This is a genomic window from Amycolatopsis sp. NPDC104819, assembly GCF_055583145.1.
On sequence record NZ_JBVJON010000024.1, the window covers coordinates 1 to 15,746 of the forward strand.

General features: G+C 70.6%; 14 protein-coding genes, 1 pseudogene and 1 riboswitch. Of the genes and pseudogenes, 2 read left to right on the forward strand and 13 right to left on the reverse strand.

Features of this window, described 5'->3' with window-relative positions; translation table 11 throughout:
• From ACZ63E_RS44085 to ACZ63E_RS44110, 6 genes and pseudogenes are all read right to left on the reverse strand, one after another.
• Positions 1 to 371, reverse strand: a pseudogene (locus tag ACZ63E_RS44085) (lipoyl synthase); the annotation flags it as partial.
• Positions 368 to 1,642 carry a serine hydroxymethyltransferase gene (glyA, locus tag ACZ63E_RS44090; protein WP_465342293.1) on the reverse strand — a complete coding sequence of 425 codons (1,275 nt, stop codon included), beginning with the start codon at positions 1,640 to 1,642 and terminating at the stop codon, positions 368 to 370. The gene glyA and the pseudogene ACZ63E_RS44085, both read right to left, overlap by 4 nt.
• On the reverse strand, positions 1,642 to 2,019 hold the full coding sequence (gene gcvH, locus ACZ63E_RS44095; protein ID WP_465310483.1) for a glycine cleavage system protein GcvH: 378 nt from the start codon (positions 2,017 to 2,019) through the stop codon (positions 1,642 to 1,644). Before gcvH ends, glyA begins: the two co-directional genes overlap by 1 nt.
• 15 nt (positions 2,020 to 2,034) lie before the next feature.
• Positions 2,035 to 3,126, reverse strand: a complete 1,092-nt coding sequence (gene gcvT, locus ACZ63E_RS44100; protein ID WP_465342294.1) for a glycine cleavage system aminomethyltransferase GcvT — start codon at positions 3,124 to 3,126, stop codon at positions 2,035 to 2,037.
• 7 nt (positions 3,127 to 3,133) lie between these two features.
• Positions 3,134 to 5,965 carry an aminomethyl-transferring glycine dehydrogenase gene (gene gcvP, locus ACZ63E_RS44105; protein WP_465342355.1) on the reverse strand — a complete coding sequence of 944 codons (2,832 nt, stop codon included), beginning with the start codon at positions 5,963 to 5,965 and terminating at the stop codon, positions 3,134 to 3,136.
• Positions 5,966 to 6,100: 135 nt separating this feature from the next.
• A riboswitch (glycine riboswitch) is annotated at positions 6,101 to 6,194 on the reverse strand.
• A gap of 78 nt (positions 6,195 to 6,272) precedes the next feature.
• Entirely contained in the window at positions 6,273 to 7,565 is a 1,293-nt protein-coding gene (locus ACZ63E_RS44110) for a helix-turn-helix domain-containing protein (RefSeq protein WP_465342295.1), read from the reverse strand.
• Positions 7,566 to 7,637: 72 nt separating this feature from the next.
• On the opposite strand from ACZ63E_RS44110, the gene ACZ63E_RS44115 reads away from it, so the two are divergent.
• On the forward strand, positions 7,638 to 7,835 hold the full coding sequence (locus ACZ63E_RS44115; protein ID WP_285454732.1) for a hypothetical protein: 198 nt from the start codon (positions 7,638 to 7,640) through the stop codon (positions 7,833 to 7,835).
• On the opposite strand, the gene ACZ63E_RS44120 is transcribed toward ACZ63E_RS44115, so the two are convergent.
• The 4 genes from ACZ63E_RS44120 to ACZ63E_RS44135 are packed head-to-tail and all read right to left on the reverse strand — an operon-like array spanning position 7,832 to position 12,015.
• On the reverse strand, positions 7,832 to 8,599 hold the full coding sequence (locus ACZ63E_RS44120) for a 3-oxoacyl-ACP reductase (protein WP_465310480.1): 768 nt from the start codon (positions 8,597 to 8,599) through the stop codon (positions 7,832 to 7,834). The genes ACZ63E_RS44115 and ACZ63E_RS44120 overlap by 4 nt on opposite strands.
• Complete coding sequence (locus ACZ63E_RS44125) at positions 8,599 to 9,963, reverse strand: aldehyde dehydrogenase family protein (RefSeq protein WP_465342296.1); 1,365 nt, start codon at positions 9,961 to 9,963, stop codon at positions 8,599 to 8,601. Before ACZ63E_RS44125 ends, ACZ63E_RS44120 begins: the two co-directional genes overlap by 1 nt.
• Positions 9,960 to 10,670, reverse strand: coding sequence for a gamma-glutamyl-gamma-aminobutyrate hydrolase family protein (locus ACZ63E_RS44130; RefSeq protein WP_465342297.1), 711 nt, complete (start codon positions 10,668 to 10,670; stop codon positions 9,960 to 9,962). Before ACZ63E_RS44130 ends, ACZ63E_RS44125 begins: the two co-directional genes overlap by 4 nt.
• A complete protein-coding gene (locus tag ACZ63E_RS44135) occupies positions 10,651 to 12,015 on the reverse strand; it encodes a glutamine synthetase family protein (protein ID WP_465342298.1) in 1,365 nt (454 codons plus the stop codon). The genes ACZ63E_RS44130 and ACZ63E_RS44135 overlap by 20 nt, the downstream gene beginning before the upstream one ends.
• A 212-nt stretch (positions 12,016 to 12,227) precedes the next feature.
• On the opposite strand from ACZ63E_RS44135, the gene ACZ63E_RS44140 reads away from it, so the two are divergent.
• Positions 12,228 to 12,749, forward strand: coding sequence for a YflT domain-containing protein (locus ACZ63E_RS44140; protein ID WP_465342299.1), 522 nt, complete (start codon positions 12,228 to 12,230; stop codon positions 12,747 to 12,749).
• A gap of 263 nt (positions 12,750 to 13,012) precedes the next feature.
• On the opposite strand, the gene ACZ63E_RS44145 is transcribed toward ACZ63E_RS44140, so the two are convergent.
• The 3 genes from ACZ63E_RS44145 to ACZ63E_RS44155 all read right to left on the reverse strand — a co-directional run bounded on the left by ACZ63E_RS44145 (position 13,013) and on the right by ACZ63E_RS44155 (position 15,693).
• On the reverse strand, positions 13,013 to 13,918 hold the full coding sequence (locus ACZ63E_RS44145) for an alpha/beta fold hydrolase (RefSeq protein ID WP_465342356.1): 906 nt from the start codon (positions 13,916 to 13,918) through the stop codon (positions 13,013 to 13,015).
• Between the two features lie 219 nt (positions 13,919 to 14,137).
• A complete protein-coding gene (locus ACZ63E_RS44150; protein ID WP_465342300.1) occupies positions 14,138 to 15,373 on the reverse strand; it encodes a DUF1700 domain-containing protein in 1,236 nt (411 codons plus the stop codon).
• The gene (locus ACZ63E_RS44155) at positions 15,370 to 15,693 is read right to left on the reverse strand and encodes a PadR family transcriptional regulator (protein WP_465310474.1); all 324 of its coding nucleotides are present in this window, start codon (positions 15,691 to 15,693) and stop codon (positions 15,370 to 15,372) included. Before ACZ63E_RS44155 ends, ACZ63E_RS44150 begins: the two co-directional genes overlap by 4 nt.
• Between the last annotated feature and the right edge of the window lie 53 nt (positions 15,694 to 15,746).

The window sequence follows — 15,746 nt, forward strand, 5'->3', positions numbered from 1 at the left end:
GCAACACCAGTCACCGTCGAGTACCGGAGACCCATGGCCTGCACGGACTCCGCGACCTTGCGCGGCTCAGTGCGGTCCAAAGCAGCAGGCTTGCCGGTGTCGATCTGACAGAAGTCACAACGGCGGGTGCACTGGTCACCGCCGATCAGGAAGGTGGCTTCACGGTCTTCCCAGCACTCGTAGATGTTGGGACAACCCGCTTCTTCACACACAGTGTGGAGACCTTCGCGGCGCACCAGACCCTTAAGTTCGGTGAACTCCGGCCCCATCCGCACCCGCGTCTTGATCCACGGCGGCTTCTTCTCGATCGGCGTCTCGCTGTTGCGGACTTCCAGCCGCAGCAGCTTCCGGCCCTCGGGCAGCGCGCTCATCGCGAAAGGCCCGCGTACAACGGGTGCTTCGCGGCGAGCGCCTCGACGCGGTCACGCAGCTTCGAGCGGAGAGCGTCGTCGAAGTCGGGCTTCAACGCCTCGGCGATGACGTCGGCGACCTCGGTGAAGTCCTCGGCCTGGAAGCCGCGGGTGGCCAGCGCCGGGGTGCCGATGCGCAGGCCCGAGGTGATCATCGGCGGGCGCGGGTCGAACGGGACGGCGTTGCGGTTCACCGTGATGCCGACCTCGTGCAGCCGGTCCTCGGCCTGCTGACCGTCCAGAGTGGACTGGACGAGGTCGACCAGCACCAGGTGGACGTCGGTGCCGCCGGTCAGGACACGGACACCGGCGTCAGCGCAATCCGACTGGGACAAGCGCGAAGCCAGGATCCGCGAGCCTTCGAGGGTCCGCTGCTGACGCTCCTTGAACTCCTCGCTCGCGGCGATCTTCAGCGCGACGGCCTTGGCCGCGATGACGTGCTCCAGCGGCCCGCCCTGCTGACCGGGGAACACCGCCGAGTTGATCTTCTTCGCGAGCTCCTCGCGGCAGAGGATGAGCCCGCCGCGCGGGCCGCCGAGGGTCTTGTGCGTGGTCGTGGTGACGATGTCGGCGTGCGGCACCGGCGACGGGTGCAGCCCGCTCGCGACCAGCCCGGCGAAGTGCGCCATGTCCACCATCAAGCGGGCGTCGACGAGGTCGGCGATGCGGCGGAACTCGGCGAAGTCGAGCTGACGCGGGTAGGCGGACCAGCCGGCGATGATCAGCTTCGGCTTGTGCTCGACGGCGAGACGCTCGATCTCGGCCAGGTCGACGATGCCGGTCTCTTTGTCGACATGGTAGGCGACCACGGTGTAGAGCTTGCCCGAGAAGTTGATCTTCATCCCGTGCGTCAGGTGGCCGCCGTGCGCCAGGTCGAGGCCCAGGATCGTGTCGCCCGGCTTGAGCACCGCGAACATCGCGGCCGCGTTGGCCTGCGCGCCCGAGTGCGGCTGGACGTTGGCGTGCTCGGCGCCGAAGAGCGCCTTCGCGCGGTCGATGGCGAGCTGCTCGACGACGTCGACGTGCTCGCAGCCACCGTAGTACCGGCGGCCGGGGTAGCCCTCGGCGTACTTGTTGGTCAGCACCGAACCCTGCGCTTCGAGCACGCCCACCGGGGCGAAGTTCTCGGACGCGATCATCTCCAGCGTGGACTGCTGGCGGGTCAGCTCGTCGGCGACGGCCGCGGCGACCTCGGGGTCGACGTCGGCGAGGTGGGCGTCGAAGGTCGTCATCAGTTCTCCTGGGTGAGCTTGGCGTACGCGGCGGCGTCGAGCAGCTCGGGGACGTCGCCCGTGAGCCGCACCTTCAGCAGCCAGCCTTCCGTGTACGGGTCCGAGTTGATGACCTCGGGGGTGTCCGAAGTGGCGCCGTTCACCTCGACGACCTCGCCGGACACGGGCGCGTACAGCTCGCTGACGGACTTGGTCGACTCGACCTCGCCGAACACCTCGCCCGCCGTCACGGTCGCGCCGGCGTCGGGCAGCTGGACGAACACGATGTCACCGAGCGACTCGGCGGCGAAGGCGGTGATGCCGACCGTCGCGACGCCGTCGGAGACGGACAGCCACTCGTGTTCCTTGGTGTACTGCAGGTTCTCGGGAATGCTCACGGTTCAGTAAGTCCTTTACGCGCGGGAGTAGAAGGGCAGGGCGACGACTTCGACGGGCTCGATCCTGCCCCGGATGTCGACGGAGAGCTCGGTGCCGGGCTCGGCGTACGCCCGATCGACGTACGCCATGGCGATCGGGTAACCCAGCGTGGGCGACAGCGCCCCACTCGTGACCTCGCCGATCTCGACGCCGTTCGACAGCAGCTGGTAACCGTGCCGCGGCGCACGACGTCCCGCTCCGCGAAGACCGACCCGCACGCGCGGGACGTCGGCCTTGGACCGCTCTTCCAGCGCCGCGCGGCCGACGAAGTCACCCGGCTTCTCGAACTTGACGACCCGCCCGAGCCCGGCCTCGAACGGGCTTTGGTCGAGGGTGAGTTCGTTGCCGTACAACGGCATTCCGGCTTCCAGCCGCAGCGTGTCGCGGCAGGCCAGCCCGGCCGGGACCAGGCCGTGGCCCTCGCCCGCCTCGGTCAGGATCCGCCAGACCGCCGGCGCCTCGTCGGCGTTCACGAACAGCTCGAAGCCGTCTTCGCCGGTGTAGCCGGTGCGGGCGAGCAGGACGTCGTGGCCCTTCACGACCGCCGGGACGCTCGCGTAGTACTTCAACGCGTCCAGGTCGGCGTCGGTCACGGAGCCGAGGATCGCGACGGCGTTCGGGCCCTGGACGGCGATCAGCGCGGTCGTCTCGGACCGGTCGTCGACCACCGCGTCGAAGCCCGCGACCCGCTCGGCCAGCGCGTCGGCGACGACCTTCGCGTTGCCCGCGTTCGCGACGACCAGGTAGTGCTCGTCGGCCAGGCGGTAGACGACGAGGTCGTCCAGCACGCCGCCGGACGCGTCGCAGATCATCGTGTAGCGCGCCCGGCCGGGCTTGACCCCGGTGAGGTTGCCGACCAGCGCGAAGTCCAGGACGTCGGCCGCCTGCTTGCCGGTGACGTGGATTTCGGCCATGTGCGAGAGGTCAAACAGCCCGGCCGCCTCGCGGACGGCCTTGTGCTCGGCCAGCTCGCTGGCGTAGCGGACCGGCATGGACCAGCCGGCGAAGTCGGTGAACAGCGCACCGAGTCCCTTGTGGACTCCGTGGAGGGAGGTTTCCTTCGACACGTCGGGATCAGCCTTCGTAAGCGTTGAGGGGCGGGCAGGAGCAGACGAGGTTACGGTCCCCGCGGGCGCCGTCGATGCGCCGCACAGGCGGCCAGTACTTGTTCTTGCGCGACGCCCCGGCCGGGAACACGGCCAGCTCGCGGCTGTAGGGCTTGTCCCACTCCCCGACCAGCGTCTCCGCGGTGTGCGGGGCGCCCCGCAGCGGCGACTCCTCCGCGCTCCACTTGCCCGCCGCGACCTCGTCGATCTCGGCGCGGATGGCGATCATCGCGTCGCAGAACCGGTCGATCTCGCCCAGGTCCTCGGACTCGGTCGGCTCGACCATCAGCGTGCCCGCGACCGGGAACGACATGGTCGGCGCGTGGAAGCCGTAGTCGATGAGCCGCTTCGCGACGTCGTCGACCGTCACGCCGGTCTCCTTGGTGAGCTGGCGCAGGTCGAGGATGCACTCGTGCGCGACCAGGCCGTCCTGGCCGGTGTAGAGCACCGGGTAGTGCGGAGCGAGGCGCGAGGCGACGTAGTTCGCGGCCAGCACGGCGACCTTCGTCGCGGCGGTCAGGCCGGGCGCGCCCATCATCCGGACGTAGGCCCAGGAGATCGGCAGGATCGACGCCGAGCCGTACGGCGCGCCGCTGATCGGGCCGACGCCGGTTTCCGGGCCCGCGGCGTCGAGCAGCGGGTGGTTCGGCAGGTACGGCGCGAGGTGCGCGCGCACCGCGACCGGGCCGACGCCGGGGCCGCCGCCGCCGTGCGGGATGCAGAAGGTCTTGTGCAGGTTCAGGTGCGAGACGTCGCCGCCGAACTCGCCCGGCTTGGCCAGGCCCAGCAGGGCGTTGAGGTTCGCGCCGTCGACGTACACCTGGCCGCCGCCGTCGTGGACGATCTTGGCCAGCTCGTCGATCGAGTGCTCGTACACGCCGTGCGTGGACGGGTAGGTGACCATGATCGCGGCGAGCGTGTCGCGGTGGCTGTCCACCTTGGACCGCAGGTCGGCCAGGTCGACGTTGCCCTCGTCAGTGCACTTCACGACGACCACGCGCATCCCGGCGAGCACCGCGGACGCGGCGTTGGTGCCGTGCGCGGACGACGGGATCAGGCAGACGTCACGAGCCTCGTCGCCGTTCGCGCGGTGGTACGCGCGGATCGCGAGGAGCCCGGCGAGCTCGCCCTGGCTGCCCGCGTTCGGCTGCAGCGACACCTGGTCGTAGCCGGTGACCTCGGCCAGCCAGTCCGCCAGCTGCCCCACCAGCGTGTGGTACCCGGAAGCGTCCTCGGCCGGGGCGAACGGGTGGATGCCGGCGAACTCGCGCCAGCTGATCGGCTCCATCTCGGTGGTGGCGTTGAGCTTCATCGTGCAGGAGCCGAGCGGGATCATGCCGCGGTCGAGCGCGTAGTCCTGGTCGGACAGGCGACGCAGGTAGCGCAGCATCGCCGTCTCAGAGCGGTGGCTGCCGAAGACCTCGTGGCCCATGAAGCCGCTCTCGCGGGCGAGACCGTTGGGGAGCGCGACGCCGTCCTGGACGTCTTCCTCGACCCCGAACGCCTTCAGGACCTTCGCGGCGATCGCGGAGGTGCTGACCTCGTCGAAGGCGACCCGCACGTGGTCGGCGTCCACGTGGCCGAGGTTGATCCCGGCTTCGCGGGCGGCGGCGTGGACCTCGGCGGCCTGGCCGGGGACCCGTGCGACAACCGTGTCGAAGAAGGACTCGTGCACCACCTCGACGCCGATCTTGCGGAGAGCGTCCGCGAAGCCCGCGGCGAGGCCGTGGACGCGCTGGGCGATCCGCTTGAGGCCGTCCGGGCCGTGGTAGACCGCGTACATCGCGGCCAGCACGGCCGGGAGGACCTGCGCGGTGCAGATGTTGGACGTCGCCTTCTCGCGGCGGATGTGCTGCTCACGGGTCTGCAACGCGAGGCGGTAGGCGGAGTTGCCGTCGGCGTCGACCGAGACGCCGACCAGGCGCCCGGGCAGCGAACGCTCGAGGCCGGAGCGGACGGACATGTACCCGGCGTGCGGGCCGCCGTAGCCGAGCGGGACGCCGAAGCGCTGCGTCGACCCGGCGGCGACGTCGGCGCCGAACTCGCCCGGCGCGGTGATCAGAGTGAGGGCGAGGAGGTCGGCGGCGACGGTGAACAGCGCGCCCGCGGCCTTCGCCGACTCGGAAATCGCGTGGTAGAAGCCGCGGCCGCGCAGCACACCGGACGCGCCGGGGTACTGGGCGACGACGCCGAAGAACTCGTCCGGGAGGCCGGTGAGCAGGTCGCGGACCTCGACCTCGATGCCGAGCGCCTCGACGCGGGTCCGCACGACGGCGATGGTCTGCGGCAGGCACTCGGCGTCGAGCACGACCTTGTTGGACTTCGACTTGGACGCGCGACGCATCAGCGTGACGGCCTCGGCGACGGCGGTCGACTCGTCCAGCAGGGACGCGTTCGCGGTGGCCAGGCCGGTCAGGTCGGCGACCATCGTCTGGAAGTTGAGGAGCGCTTCGAGCCGGCCCTGGGAGATTTCCGGCTGGTAGGGCGTGTACGCGGTGTACCAGGCGGGGTTCTCGAGGACGTTGCGGCGGATCACGCCGGGGGTGACAGTGTCGGAGTAGCCGAGGCCGATCATCTGCGTCATCGGCCGGTTGCGCGCGGCGAGGGCGCGCAGCTCGGCGGTGGCGTCCTCTTCGGACGCGGCCGGCGGGAGGGTGAGCTCACGGGTCGCGCGGATGGCGCTCGGGACGGCGGCGCCGACGAGGGCGTCCAGGCTGCCGTAACCGCACTCGGCCAGCATCTTCGCGCGCTCGGCCTCGGACGGGCCGATGTGGCGGGCGTCGAACTGCGTAGAAGTGATCGGGAGCTCCTCAGGCCGGGCGCACACGGGTGCGCTGGGAACTCCCCCTCTGTCATGGCACCTGAGAGTTTCACCGCGTGTGAAGCGGCTTTCACCTTGGGTGAGGCGCGGGTGCGCCTGCTTTCCAGAGTGGCCTCGCGCGAAGCGGTAGCGGTTACCTGAGAGATTCCGGGGAGTTTGCTCCTTCGGTGCCCCACCACGTTCGTGAGGGCTCTCCCGCCTCGGCTCGACGGCCCGATCTGCAGTTGTGGCGGTTACCGTACCTGCCGCCTGCGAGATCAGTCTACTTCACACGGGCAACGCCACATCAGTCTTCGAGCGCGACTCGACGCACGGCGCTCCCCGCCAGCACAGGCGGCCGGCGCACCCGGCCCGAAGGCAGCACCAGCCGCTTCAACGGCCCGCCGAGTGGCACCGGCGGGTGCCCGGCGCCGAGGAGCACCTGCTCCACGATCTGCTCCGCGAGCCAAGCCACCGTGTCGTTGAGCCGGTCGAGGCTCGGGCGGGCGCCGTCGAAGACGTCCTCGTCGGCCAGCGTCACTTCGAAGTAAGCGTGGCCCGGGGGCACCGACACCGCCTCCTCGATCGCGCGGGCGCCGTCGAGGGGATCGTCAAAGCCCGCTTCGAGGAGCGCCGAACGGTAGATCCGGGCGGCCCGCGCGCGCATCCGGGGGCCGTAGCGGACGACGACCGGGAGCCGTCCGGTCAGGTCGGGGACGGCCAGGCCGTGCAGCAGCATGATCGGCGGCACCGAGTGCACCAGCCGCGGCGCGGGTTCGGCCAGCTCACGGGCGGTGATCCGGACGCGGTCGGCCATCGTGTCGGGCAGGCCGAAGTAGCGGAAGTCGACGTTGCCGAACCCGAGCCCGTCGGCGACCAGCGACGCGAGCAGCTCGCCGTACCCCCAGATCGGCGACAGCACGACAACCGGCGGCGCGGCCACGACCGGCGACGGCGCGGGCGGGCGCGTCGCCTCCTGCTCGGGCACCTGGATGACCAGCCGCGGCGGCTCGTGCCAGTCGTGCACCTCGGCGACCCGCCAGTACAGCCCGAGCGGCCGCCACAGCTCGCCGAGGACGTCGTGTTCGAGGATCCGCCGCGCCTCTTCCTCGGAAAACGGGAAGTCCCGCGGCGGCACGATCCCGACGTAGTGGTGGTAGGTGACGCGGACCTCGTCCCCGCGGGTGGCGGACCGGATCCGCATCTCCCAGTCGACCGGCGACGCGGCGATGAGGTTGGCGACCTGGGTGCCGGGCGAGGAGTAGACGAGCGCGGTGGCCTGCCGGAGGAACTGCCCGGCCTGGTCGATGCCTTCCCGCAGCGCCTTCGCGGCGTGAGCGACGTGCACCGGGCTGGCCAGGGAGTCGGGCAGCACGCCGGCGACGCGCAGGAGGTCCGCCTCGCTGAGCCCGGTGACCTCGGCGAGCTGGGCCCAGTGGTCGAAGACGGTCACCTTCGGCGCGTGCCGGTGCTCGACCCAGCTGCGCAGCGTCGACGTCGGGACGCCGATGCGTCGCGCGGCCTCGTCGAAGGAAAGCCCCCTCGCGCGGATGCCGGCCCGGACCGCTTCCGCCCACTCGTCGGCGCGCCAGTGCGTCACCTCACAAAGCTAACGAAACCCGCTAGTTTTGCGCAGGGACAAATCGCCCACGCCGGCTCGACGCTGGTGACCATGACCACCACCGTCATCGCCCTGACCCTGATCGTCGGCGTCCTGACCTTCGCCGCCGGCGCGTTCCTCGCCTCGGAGATCGCCGTTCGCGTGCTGCGGCGCCGCGAACGGCTCGTCTCCGAAGAGCGCAAGAAGCTCAACGCCGCCTGGAGCTACCTCCGGGAGGTCTACGGCGTCAAGAAACCGACCAAGCGTTAGAGCGGAGTGACGTACGCGCCGGAGATGCCGCCGTCGACCAGGAACTGCGACGCCGTGATGAAGCTGGCGTCATCGCTGGCCAGGAACGCCACCGCCGCCGCGATCTCCTCCGGCTCGGCGAACCGGCCGACCGGCACGTGGACCAGGCGCCGCGCCGCGCGTTCCGGGTCCTTCGCGAACAGCTCCTTGAGCAGCGGCGTGTTGACCGGCCCCGGGCACAGCGCGTTAACGCGGATGTTCTCGCGCGCGAACTGGATGCCGAGCTCACGGCTCATGGCGAGCACGCCGCCCTTGGACGCGGTGTAGGAGATCTGCGACGTCGCCGCGCCCATCACCGCGACGAACGACGCCGTGTTGATGATGGACCCGCGACCCTGGCGCTGCATGTGCGGCAGGACGGCCTTGCAGCAGTGGTACACCGACGTCAGGTTGACCCGCTGGACCCGTTCCCACGCGTCGATGCCGGTGGTCAGGATGGAGTCGTCCTCGGGCGGGGAGATGCCGGCGTTGTTGAACGCGACGTCGACCGAGCCGAACTGCTCGACCGTGGTGTGGAAGAGGCTCTCCACCTGCTCGGCGTCGGTGACGTCGGTCTGCACGAACGCGCCGCCGATCTCGTCCGCGGCCGCCTTGCCCTCGACCGGCGTCAGGTCCGCGATGACGACCTTCGCGCCTTCGCTCGCCAGACGGCGGGCCGAGGCGAGCCCGATGCCGCTCGCGCCGCCGGTGATCACCGCGACGCGGCCTTCGAAACGCTGGACCATTACTCCTCCGTGCTCAGAAAGACGTTCTTGGTTTCGGTGAACGCCGCCGCGGCGTCGGGGCCCAGCTCGCGGCCGAGGCCGGACTGCTTGAACCCGCCGAACGGCGTCCAGTAGCGCACCGAAGAGTGCGAGTTGACGGACAGGTTGCCGGCTTCCACGCCGCGCGCCACCCGGAACGCGCGGCCGGCGTCGCGGGTCCAGATCGACCCGGACAGGCCGTACTCGGTCGCATTGGCCATCCGCAGCGCATCGGCCTCTTCGGTGAACGGCACGACCGCGACGACCGGGCCGAAGACCTCGTCCGCCGCGGCCGGGTGCCGCAGGTCCGGCGGGGTGAGGACGGTCGGCGGGAACCAGAAGCCACGGCCTTCCGGCGCGGTGCCGCGGAACGCGACCGGCGCGTCGTCCGGCACATAGGAGGCGACCTTCTCCCGGTGCGCGGCCGAGATCAGCGGGCCCATCTCGGTCTTCTCGTCGCCGGGGTCGCCGACGACGACGCCGTGCACCGCGGGCTCCAGCAGCTCCATGAAGCGGTCGTACGCGCTCGCCTGCACCAGGATCAGCGACCGCGCGCAGCAGTCCTGGCCCGCGTTGTCGAAGACGCCGTAGGGCGCGGTGGCCGCGGCCTTCTCCAGGTCGGCGTCGGCGAAGACGATGTTCGCGTTCTTGCCGCCCAGCTCCAGCGTCACGCGCTTCACCTGCGCCGCGCAGCCGGCCATGATCTGCTTGCCGACCTCGGTGGAGCCGGTGAAGACGACCTTGCGCACACCCGGGTGGTCCACGAACCGTTGGCCCACCACGGATCCCTTGCCGGGCAGCACCTGGAAGACGTCCTCGGGGATGCCCGCCTCGCGCGCCAGCTCACCGAGCCGGATGGCGGTCAACGGCGTCAGCTCGGCCGGCTTGAGGACCACGGTGTTGCCGGCGGCGAGCGCGGGCGCGAAGCCCCAGCCGGCGATCGGCATCGGGAAGTTCCACGGCACGATCACGCCGACGACGCCCAGCGGCTCGTGGAAGGTGACGTTGACCCCGCCCGGCACCGGGATCTGCTGCCCGAGCAGGCGCTCCGGCGCGGCGGAGTAGTAGTTGAGCACGTCGCGGACGTTGCCCGCCTCCCAGCGGGCGTTGCCGATGGTGTGCCCGGAGTTCTCGACCTCGAGCCGCGCGAGGTTCTCGATGTCGGCCTCGACGGCGTCGGCGAAGCGGCGCAGCAGCCGCGCGCGGTCGCCGGGAGTGACGTCGCGCCACGCCGGGAACGCCGCCTGGGCGCGGGCGATCGCCGCGTCGGTCTCCTCGGCGCCGGTCAGCGGGACGGTCCGCACCACCTCCTCGGTGGCGGGGTTCAGGACGTCGAACGTCGTCATTTCCTCTCCTTGCTCGCTTCGACGAGGGCCTGGAACAGCCGGACGTCGTCGGTGTCCTGCTCGGGGTGCCACTGGACGCCCAAGGTGAACTCACCCGGGACCTCGGCGGCTTCGACCGTGCCGTCGGCGGCCCAGCCGACGGGTTCCAGGCCGGCGCCGAGGCGGTCGACGGCCTGGTGGTGGTAACACAGCGTCTTCGTCTCGGACCCGAGGATCGCGGCGGCCCGGCTGCCCTCGGCCAGCGTGACGGTGCCCCGGCCGAACGTCGCGGGCGCGGGCTGGTGCTCGGTGGTGTCCCGGGCCTCGGGCAGGTGCTGGGTCAGGGTGCCGCCGAGGGCGACGCTCATCACCTGCAGGCCGCGGCAGACGCCGAGCACCGGTTTGCCCTGGCGCCGGGCCGCTTCGAACAGGCCGAACTCGAAGGCGTCGCGGTTCGGCCGGGTGTAGGTGGCGGGGTGCTGCTCCTGGCCGTAGCGCTCCGGCTCGACGTCCGCGCCGCCGGTGAGCACCAGGCCGTCCACAGTGGACACGAGTTCGTCGTAGGCGTCGGACACCGGGGGCAGCACCACCGGGGCGCCGCCGGCCGCGACGACGCAGTCGACGTAGACCCGGTGCAGCAGCACGGCTTCGGTCTCCCAGACCAGGAACTTCGCGGGTTCGAGGTAGCTGGTGAGCCCGATGACGGGCTTAGAGGCGCTCGAAACCACGGATGAGCTCCCAGTCGGTGACGGCGGCGTTGTAGGCGTCCACCTCGATCTTCGCCGCGTTCAGGTAGTGCTCGACGACGTCGTCGCCAAACGCGCTCCGGGCGATCTCGCTGCCCGCGAGGGCCGCGGCGGCCGCGGGCAGCGTGGTCGGGACCGTGCCGCGGTCGGAGTGGTAGGCGTTGCCAGTGAAGGGCTCTTCCAGCTCCAGCTCGTTCTCGATGCCGTGGAGACCGGCGGCGATCAGCGCGGCGACGGCGAGGTACGGGTTGACATCCCCGCCCGGCACGCGGTTCTCGACGCGCAGCGACTCGCCGTGGCCCACGACCCGCAGCGCGCAGGTGCGGTTGTCGGTGCCCCAGGCGATCGCGGTCGGCGCGAAGCTGCCGGGCACGAACCGCTTGTAAGAGTTGATGTTCGGCGCGAGGAAGTAGGTCAGCTCGTGCAGCGCGGCGAGCTGGCCGGCGAGGAAGTGCTCCATCAGCTTCGAGAAGCCGTGTTCGTTGTCACCGGCGAGCACCGCGCGGCCCTCGGTCGAGCGCAGGCTGATGTGGATGTGGCAGGAGTTGCCCTCGCGCTCGTTGTACTTCGCCATGAACGTGAGGCTCTTGCCCTCCTGCGCGGCGATCTCCTTGGCGCCGTTCTTGTAGACGCTGTGGTTGTCGCAGGTGGTGAGCGCGTCGGTGTAGCGGAAGGCGATCTCCTGCTGGCCGGGGTTGCACTCGCCCTTGGCGGACTCCGGGTAGAGGCCGGCTCCGGCCATCTCGTTGCGGATGCGGCGCAGCAGCGGCTCGAGGCGCGCGGTGCCGAGCATCGAGTAGTCGACGTTGTACTGGTTGGCTGGCTTGAGACCGGCGTAGCGCTTGTCCCAGGCGGCTTCGTAGGTGTCCTCGAAGACGATGAACTCGAGCTCGGTCCCGACGTAGGCGCCGAGCCCGCGCTCGGCGAGGCGGTCGAGCTGCCGGCGCAGGATCTGCCGCGGCGAGACGTCGACGGACCCGCCCTGCACCCGCTCGACGTCGGCCAGCACCAGCGCGGTGCCCTCCTGCCAGGGGATCTCCCGCAGCGTCTCGAAGTCGGGACGCAGCACGAAGTCGCCGTAGCCGCTCTCCCAGGAGGACAGCGCGTAGCCGTCGACGGTGTTCATGTCGACGTCGACGGCCAGGAGGTAGTTGCAGGCCTCGGTCGCGTGGCCGACGACCTCGTCCAGGAAGTATTCGGCCGAGCAGCGCTTGCCCTGGAGCCTGCCCTGCATGTCCGTGAGCGCGACGAGCACGGTGTCGATCGTGCCCGCGTCCACGCGCGCCCGGAGCTCGTCCAGCGTGAGCATGCCTCGCCTGCGTGCCATCAGCCGCCCCAAAGGTTTGATGCGAATCCTTTGCGGCTTCTTCCTACCCGGTGACGCCGCGACGGTCAACCGGAACAAAGGTATTTTCTTGAGCCATTGGCTGGGCAGCCGGTATGCGCGGTTTGCCCGGCTGAGAAGAGTCTGTGAATTCCCGCTCGACGGGAGGAATCCGGGGTACTCCCACGTTGAACGGGGCAGGAGAGGTGAGATCGATGACCACAGCATTCACGCAGACCACGATCGGACAACAGCAGGCCCGGCCCCAGCTGCCGACCCTGCCCACCGGCTGGCCGATCGGTTCGTACGAGTCCTACGAGCAGGCACAGCGCGCGGTCGACCACCTCGCGGGCACGGACTTCCCGGTCACGGACGTCACGATCGTGGGCGTCGAGCCGATGCTCGTGGAGCGGATCGCGGGCAAGATGTCCTGGGGCAAGGTGCTGGGCAGCGCGGCAACGTCCGGCGCGATGTTCGGTGTGTTCCTCGGCCTGGTGCTCAGCCTGCTGAACCCCGGCGCGGGGCTCGTGCCGATCGCGATCGGCCTGGTCGCCGGCCTCGGGTTCAACCTGCTGTTCGGGGCCCTGGGTTACGCGGCGAACCGCAACAAGCGCGGGTTCATCTCGCAGAGCCAGCTGGTGGCCCGGCGGTACGACGTGCTGTCGCAGCCACGCAACGCCGAGAAGGGTCGTGAGCTGCTCGCGGACCTCGCGGCGCGGAGCGCCTTCGGCCACTGACGCATTGATCGACGATGGCCACCTCCCGCGGGAGGTGGCCATCGTCGCGTCCGAGCCAGGTCAGGAGTGCCCCAATGTGGCCTTCGGTGCGCTCAACGCACCCAAGGGGCCCTTCGGTGCGGTGAACGCAACCAAGGCCACATTGGGGCGCTTGCCGGGCTGTGGACAACCCGCCCGGAGCGCGCCGGAACTGTCGGTGCCTCCCGGTAGCGTGGAAAACGGGGGCTGCTCACGTCCCCGGCCACACCATCGGCAGGCGCAACTCAAGTCCCCGACGACACCGTCGGCGCGTCCGGAATCTCCGCCGGGTCCGGCGAACCCGCCCGGCGGCCCGCACGCAACAGCTCGCCCCACCGCCCGCGGTCGTACTCAGCCGGGGACGCCTCCGCCAGGAACTCTCGCAGGATCTCCAGGAACCGCCTCGGGTCGGACCGGTGCGGGAAGTGGCCCGCGCCCTCGAACAGCACCAGCCTGCTGCCCGGCATCGCCCGGTGCGCGCGCCGCGCGTGGCCGCTCGGCACCACCCGGTCGTCGGTCCCCCACACGAGCAGCGTCGGGATCCCCTCGGTCAGGTAACAACGGTCCAGCATGTTGACCACCTGCCCGCGCCAGTCGACGACCGACCGCAGCGTCCGCAGGAACGCCGAGCGCGTGCCCGGCTCGAGCAGCCGGACGTAGCGCGTCACCACGTAGTCGAGGTCCGGCCCCAGCCCGAGCCCCTCGGACACCCGCAGCAGCTCGGCGAGCCCGCGCAGCGCCGTCAGCGCCGGGCGCGTGCCCAGCAGCGGCAGCACCAGCCCCGCACCCGGCGCGGCGGCCAGCCGCAACAGCGGGTGCACGCTCGCCCCGACGCCGCCCGACCCGACCAGCACCAGCCGTTCGCAACGTTCCGGGAACTGGTACGCGAACTGCATCGCGACACCACCGCCGAGCGAATGCCCGATCACCGTCACGCGGTCGACGTCGAGCGTGGTCAGCAGGTCGCGCATGCCGCACGCGTAGGCCGCGACGGAGTAGTCCGCGCGCGGCTTGGCCGAAGCGCCGTGGCCGAGCAGGTCGGGCGCGATCACCGTGTGGTCGGCCGAGAGCGAGGCCAGCAGCTCCAGCCACGTCGCCGAGTCGTCGCCGATGCCGTGCAGGAACAGCAGGGCGGGCCCGCGCCCGGCCATCCGGTAGGCGCGCTCGTACCCGTGGACGACGCGGGTGCGCGGGGCGAAGCTGTCCGCCCCGACCTCGGTGAGTGGCACGGATCCAGCTCAGCACGCCCGCGTTTCGCCCACGTTCGGATCGGGTCAACACCGCGAAAGGTCGAAGACCGCCCCCGGATCGGGTCCGGAGGCGGCCTTCGTCGCGTCAGGAGCGGCCCCGACCTCCGCTCCTGAAGGCTTTCATCGCGTCGGCGTGGTCGTCGGCGTCGTCGACGGCGTTGTCGTCGAAGTCGGCGGGGTGGTCGTGGGCGTCGGCGCCGTCACCTTCGGGATCGCGGCGCTGAACGGCACGTTCGGGTCTTCGCGGCAGGCCGAGCGATACCCGTTGTAACCGTTGTAGTTGCCCTGGTTGTCGGTGACGCCCTGCTCGACCCGCGGCCGCGGGAACCGGTTGTCCTCGCCGATCTTCTCCTTGGTGCCGCTCGACCGCTCGCAGCCGTAGCGGGTCAGCGTGATCGGACGGCCCTGCTCGTCGTAGAGGTAGACCTCCGTCAGCGGCTTGCCCTCGGCGTCGAACGCGTAGACGTTCTCGATCTCGTGGCTGCCGTAGCTCAGCTGGTCGTTCCCGTACTGGTCGGACGTCTGGTAGTACGACGACGGCGAGTTCTGGTAGGCGTTCCGGTTCGAGATGAGGTCGACCGCGGCGCCGAACCCGCCCAGCGCGCCGCCGACGACGAACGCCGAGATCGGCACGGCCAGCCACAGCAGCCGCCGGTCGCCGCGCACCCGTGGGCCGGCCCACACGATCCCCGCTCCCGCGACGAGCAGGAACGGCAGCATCAGCACCGCGCTCCGCTGCCGGAGCATGAGCAGCACCCCGAACGCGATCAGCGTGACGGCGCACAGGATCCACCACGCCGGCTTGAGCGAGCTCAAGTACCGCAGCACCTTCCCGGCGTCTTCCTGTTCGCGGCCCCTGGCGAGCGCGCCGCGCAGCCACACCATCTCCGGCAGCGCCAGCACCGGCTCGATCCCGCCGCGCAGCAGCAGGAACAGGCTGACCAGGAACACCGGGAGGAACAGCAGCAGGCCCAGGAGCACGTCCGGGTCGATGGAAACAGCGGCGCCGAACGACAGCATCGCCAGCCCCAGCGCGCAGATCACCAGGCCCCACAACGCGATCCGCGGTTTCGCCAGGCTCGGGCTCTTGGTGGTGGTGAGCACTTGCGTCGCCGCCCCCTCGGCCGGCGCCGGGTAACCCCCGGAGGCGCGCAGCTCGGCGGCGTAGCTCTCCGGCGAGCCGAGCCGTTCGATCAGCGCCTCGACGCGGGCGCCCTCCCCCAGCTCGGCCTCCAGCTCCGCCAGGTGCGGGCGGACGTCTTCGAGGATCTCTTCGATTTCGCTCGCGGGCAGGTCGGCGAGCGCGGTGCGGACCCGCGCCAGATACACCCGCACGGCGGTCGGCTTCTCGCTCATGCTGCCTCTCCCAAAAGCACGTTCATCGTCGATGCGAAGCTCTGCCAGGTCTTCCCCGACTCCGCGAGGCGGAGCCGGCCCGGCTCGTTCAGGCTGTAGTACTTGCGGTGGGGCCCTTCTTCGCTGGGCACCACGTACGAGGTGAGCAGGCCGGCCTTGTAGAGCCTGCGCAGCGTCCCGTACACCGACGCGTCCCCCACCTCGTCCAGGCCGGCGGCCCGGAGTCTTCGCAGGACGTCGTACCCGTAGCCGTCGTCCTCGCGGAGCACCGCCAGCACGGCCAGATCGAGCACCCCTTTGAGCAGCTGACTGATCTCCACTGCACCCTCCAGTCTTACGCTTGGAAAGGTACCACGCATTGCACAGTAGTGTG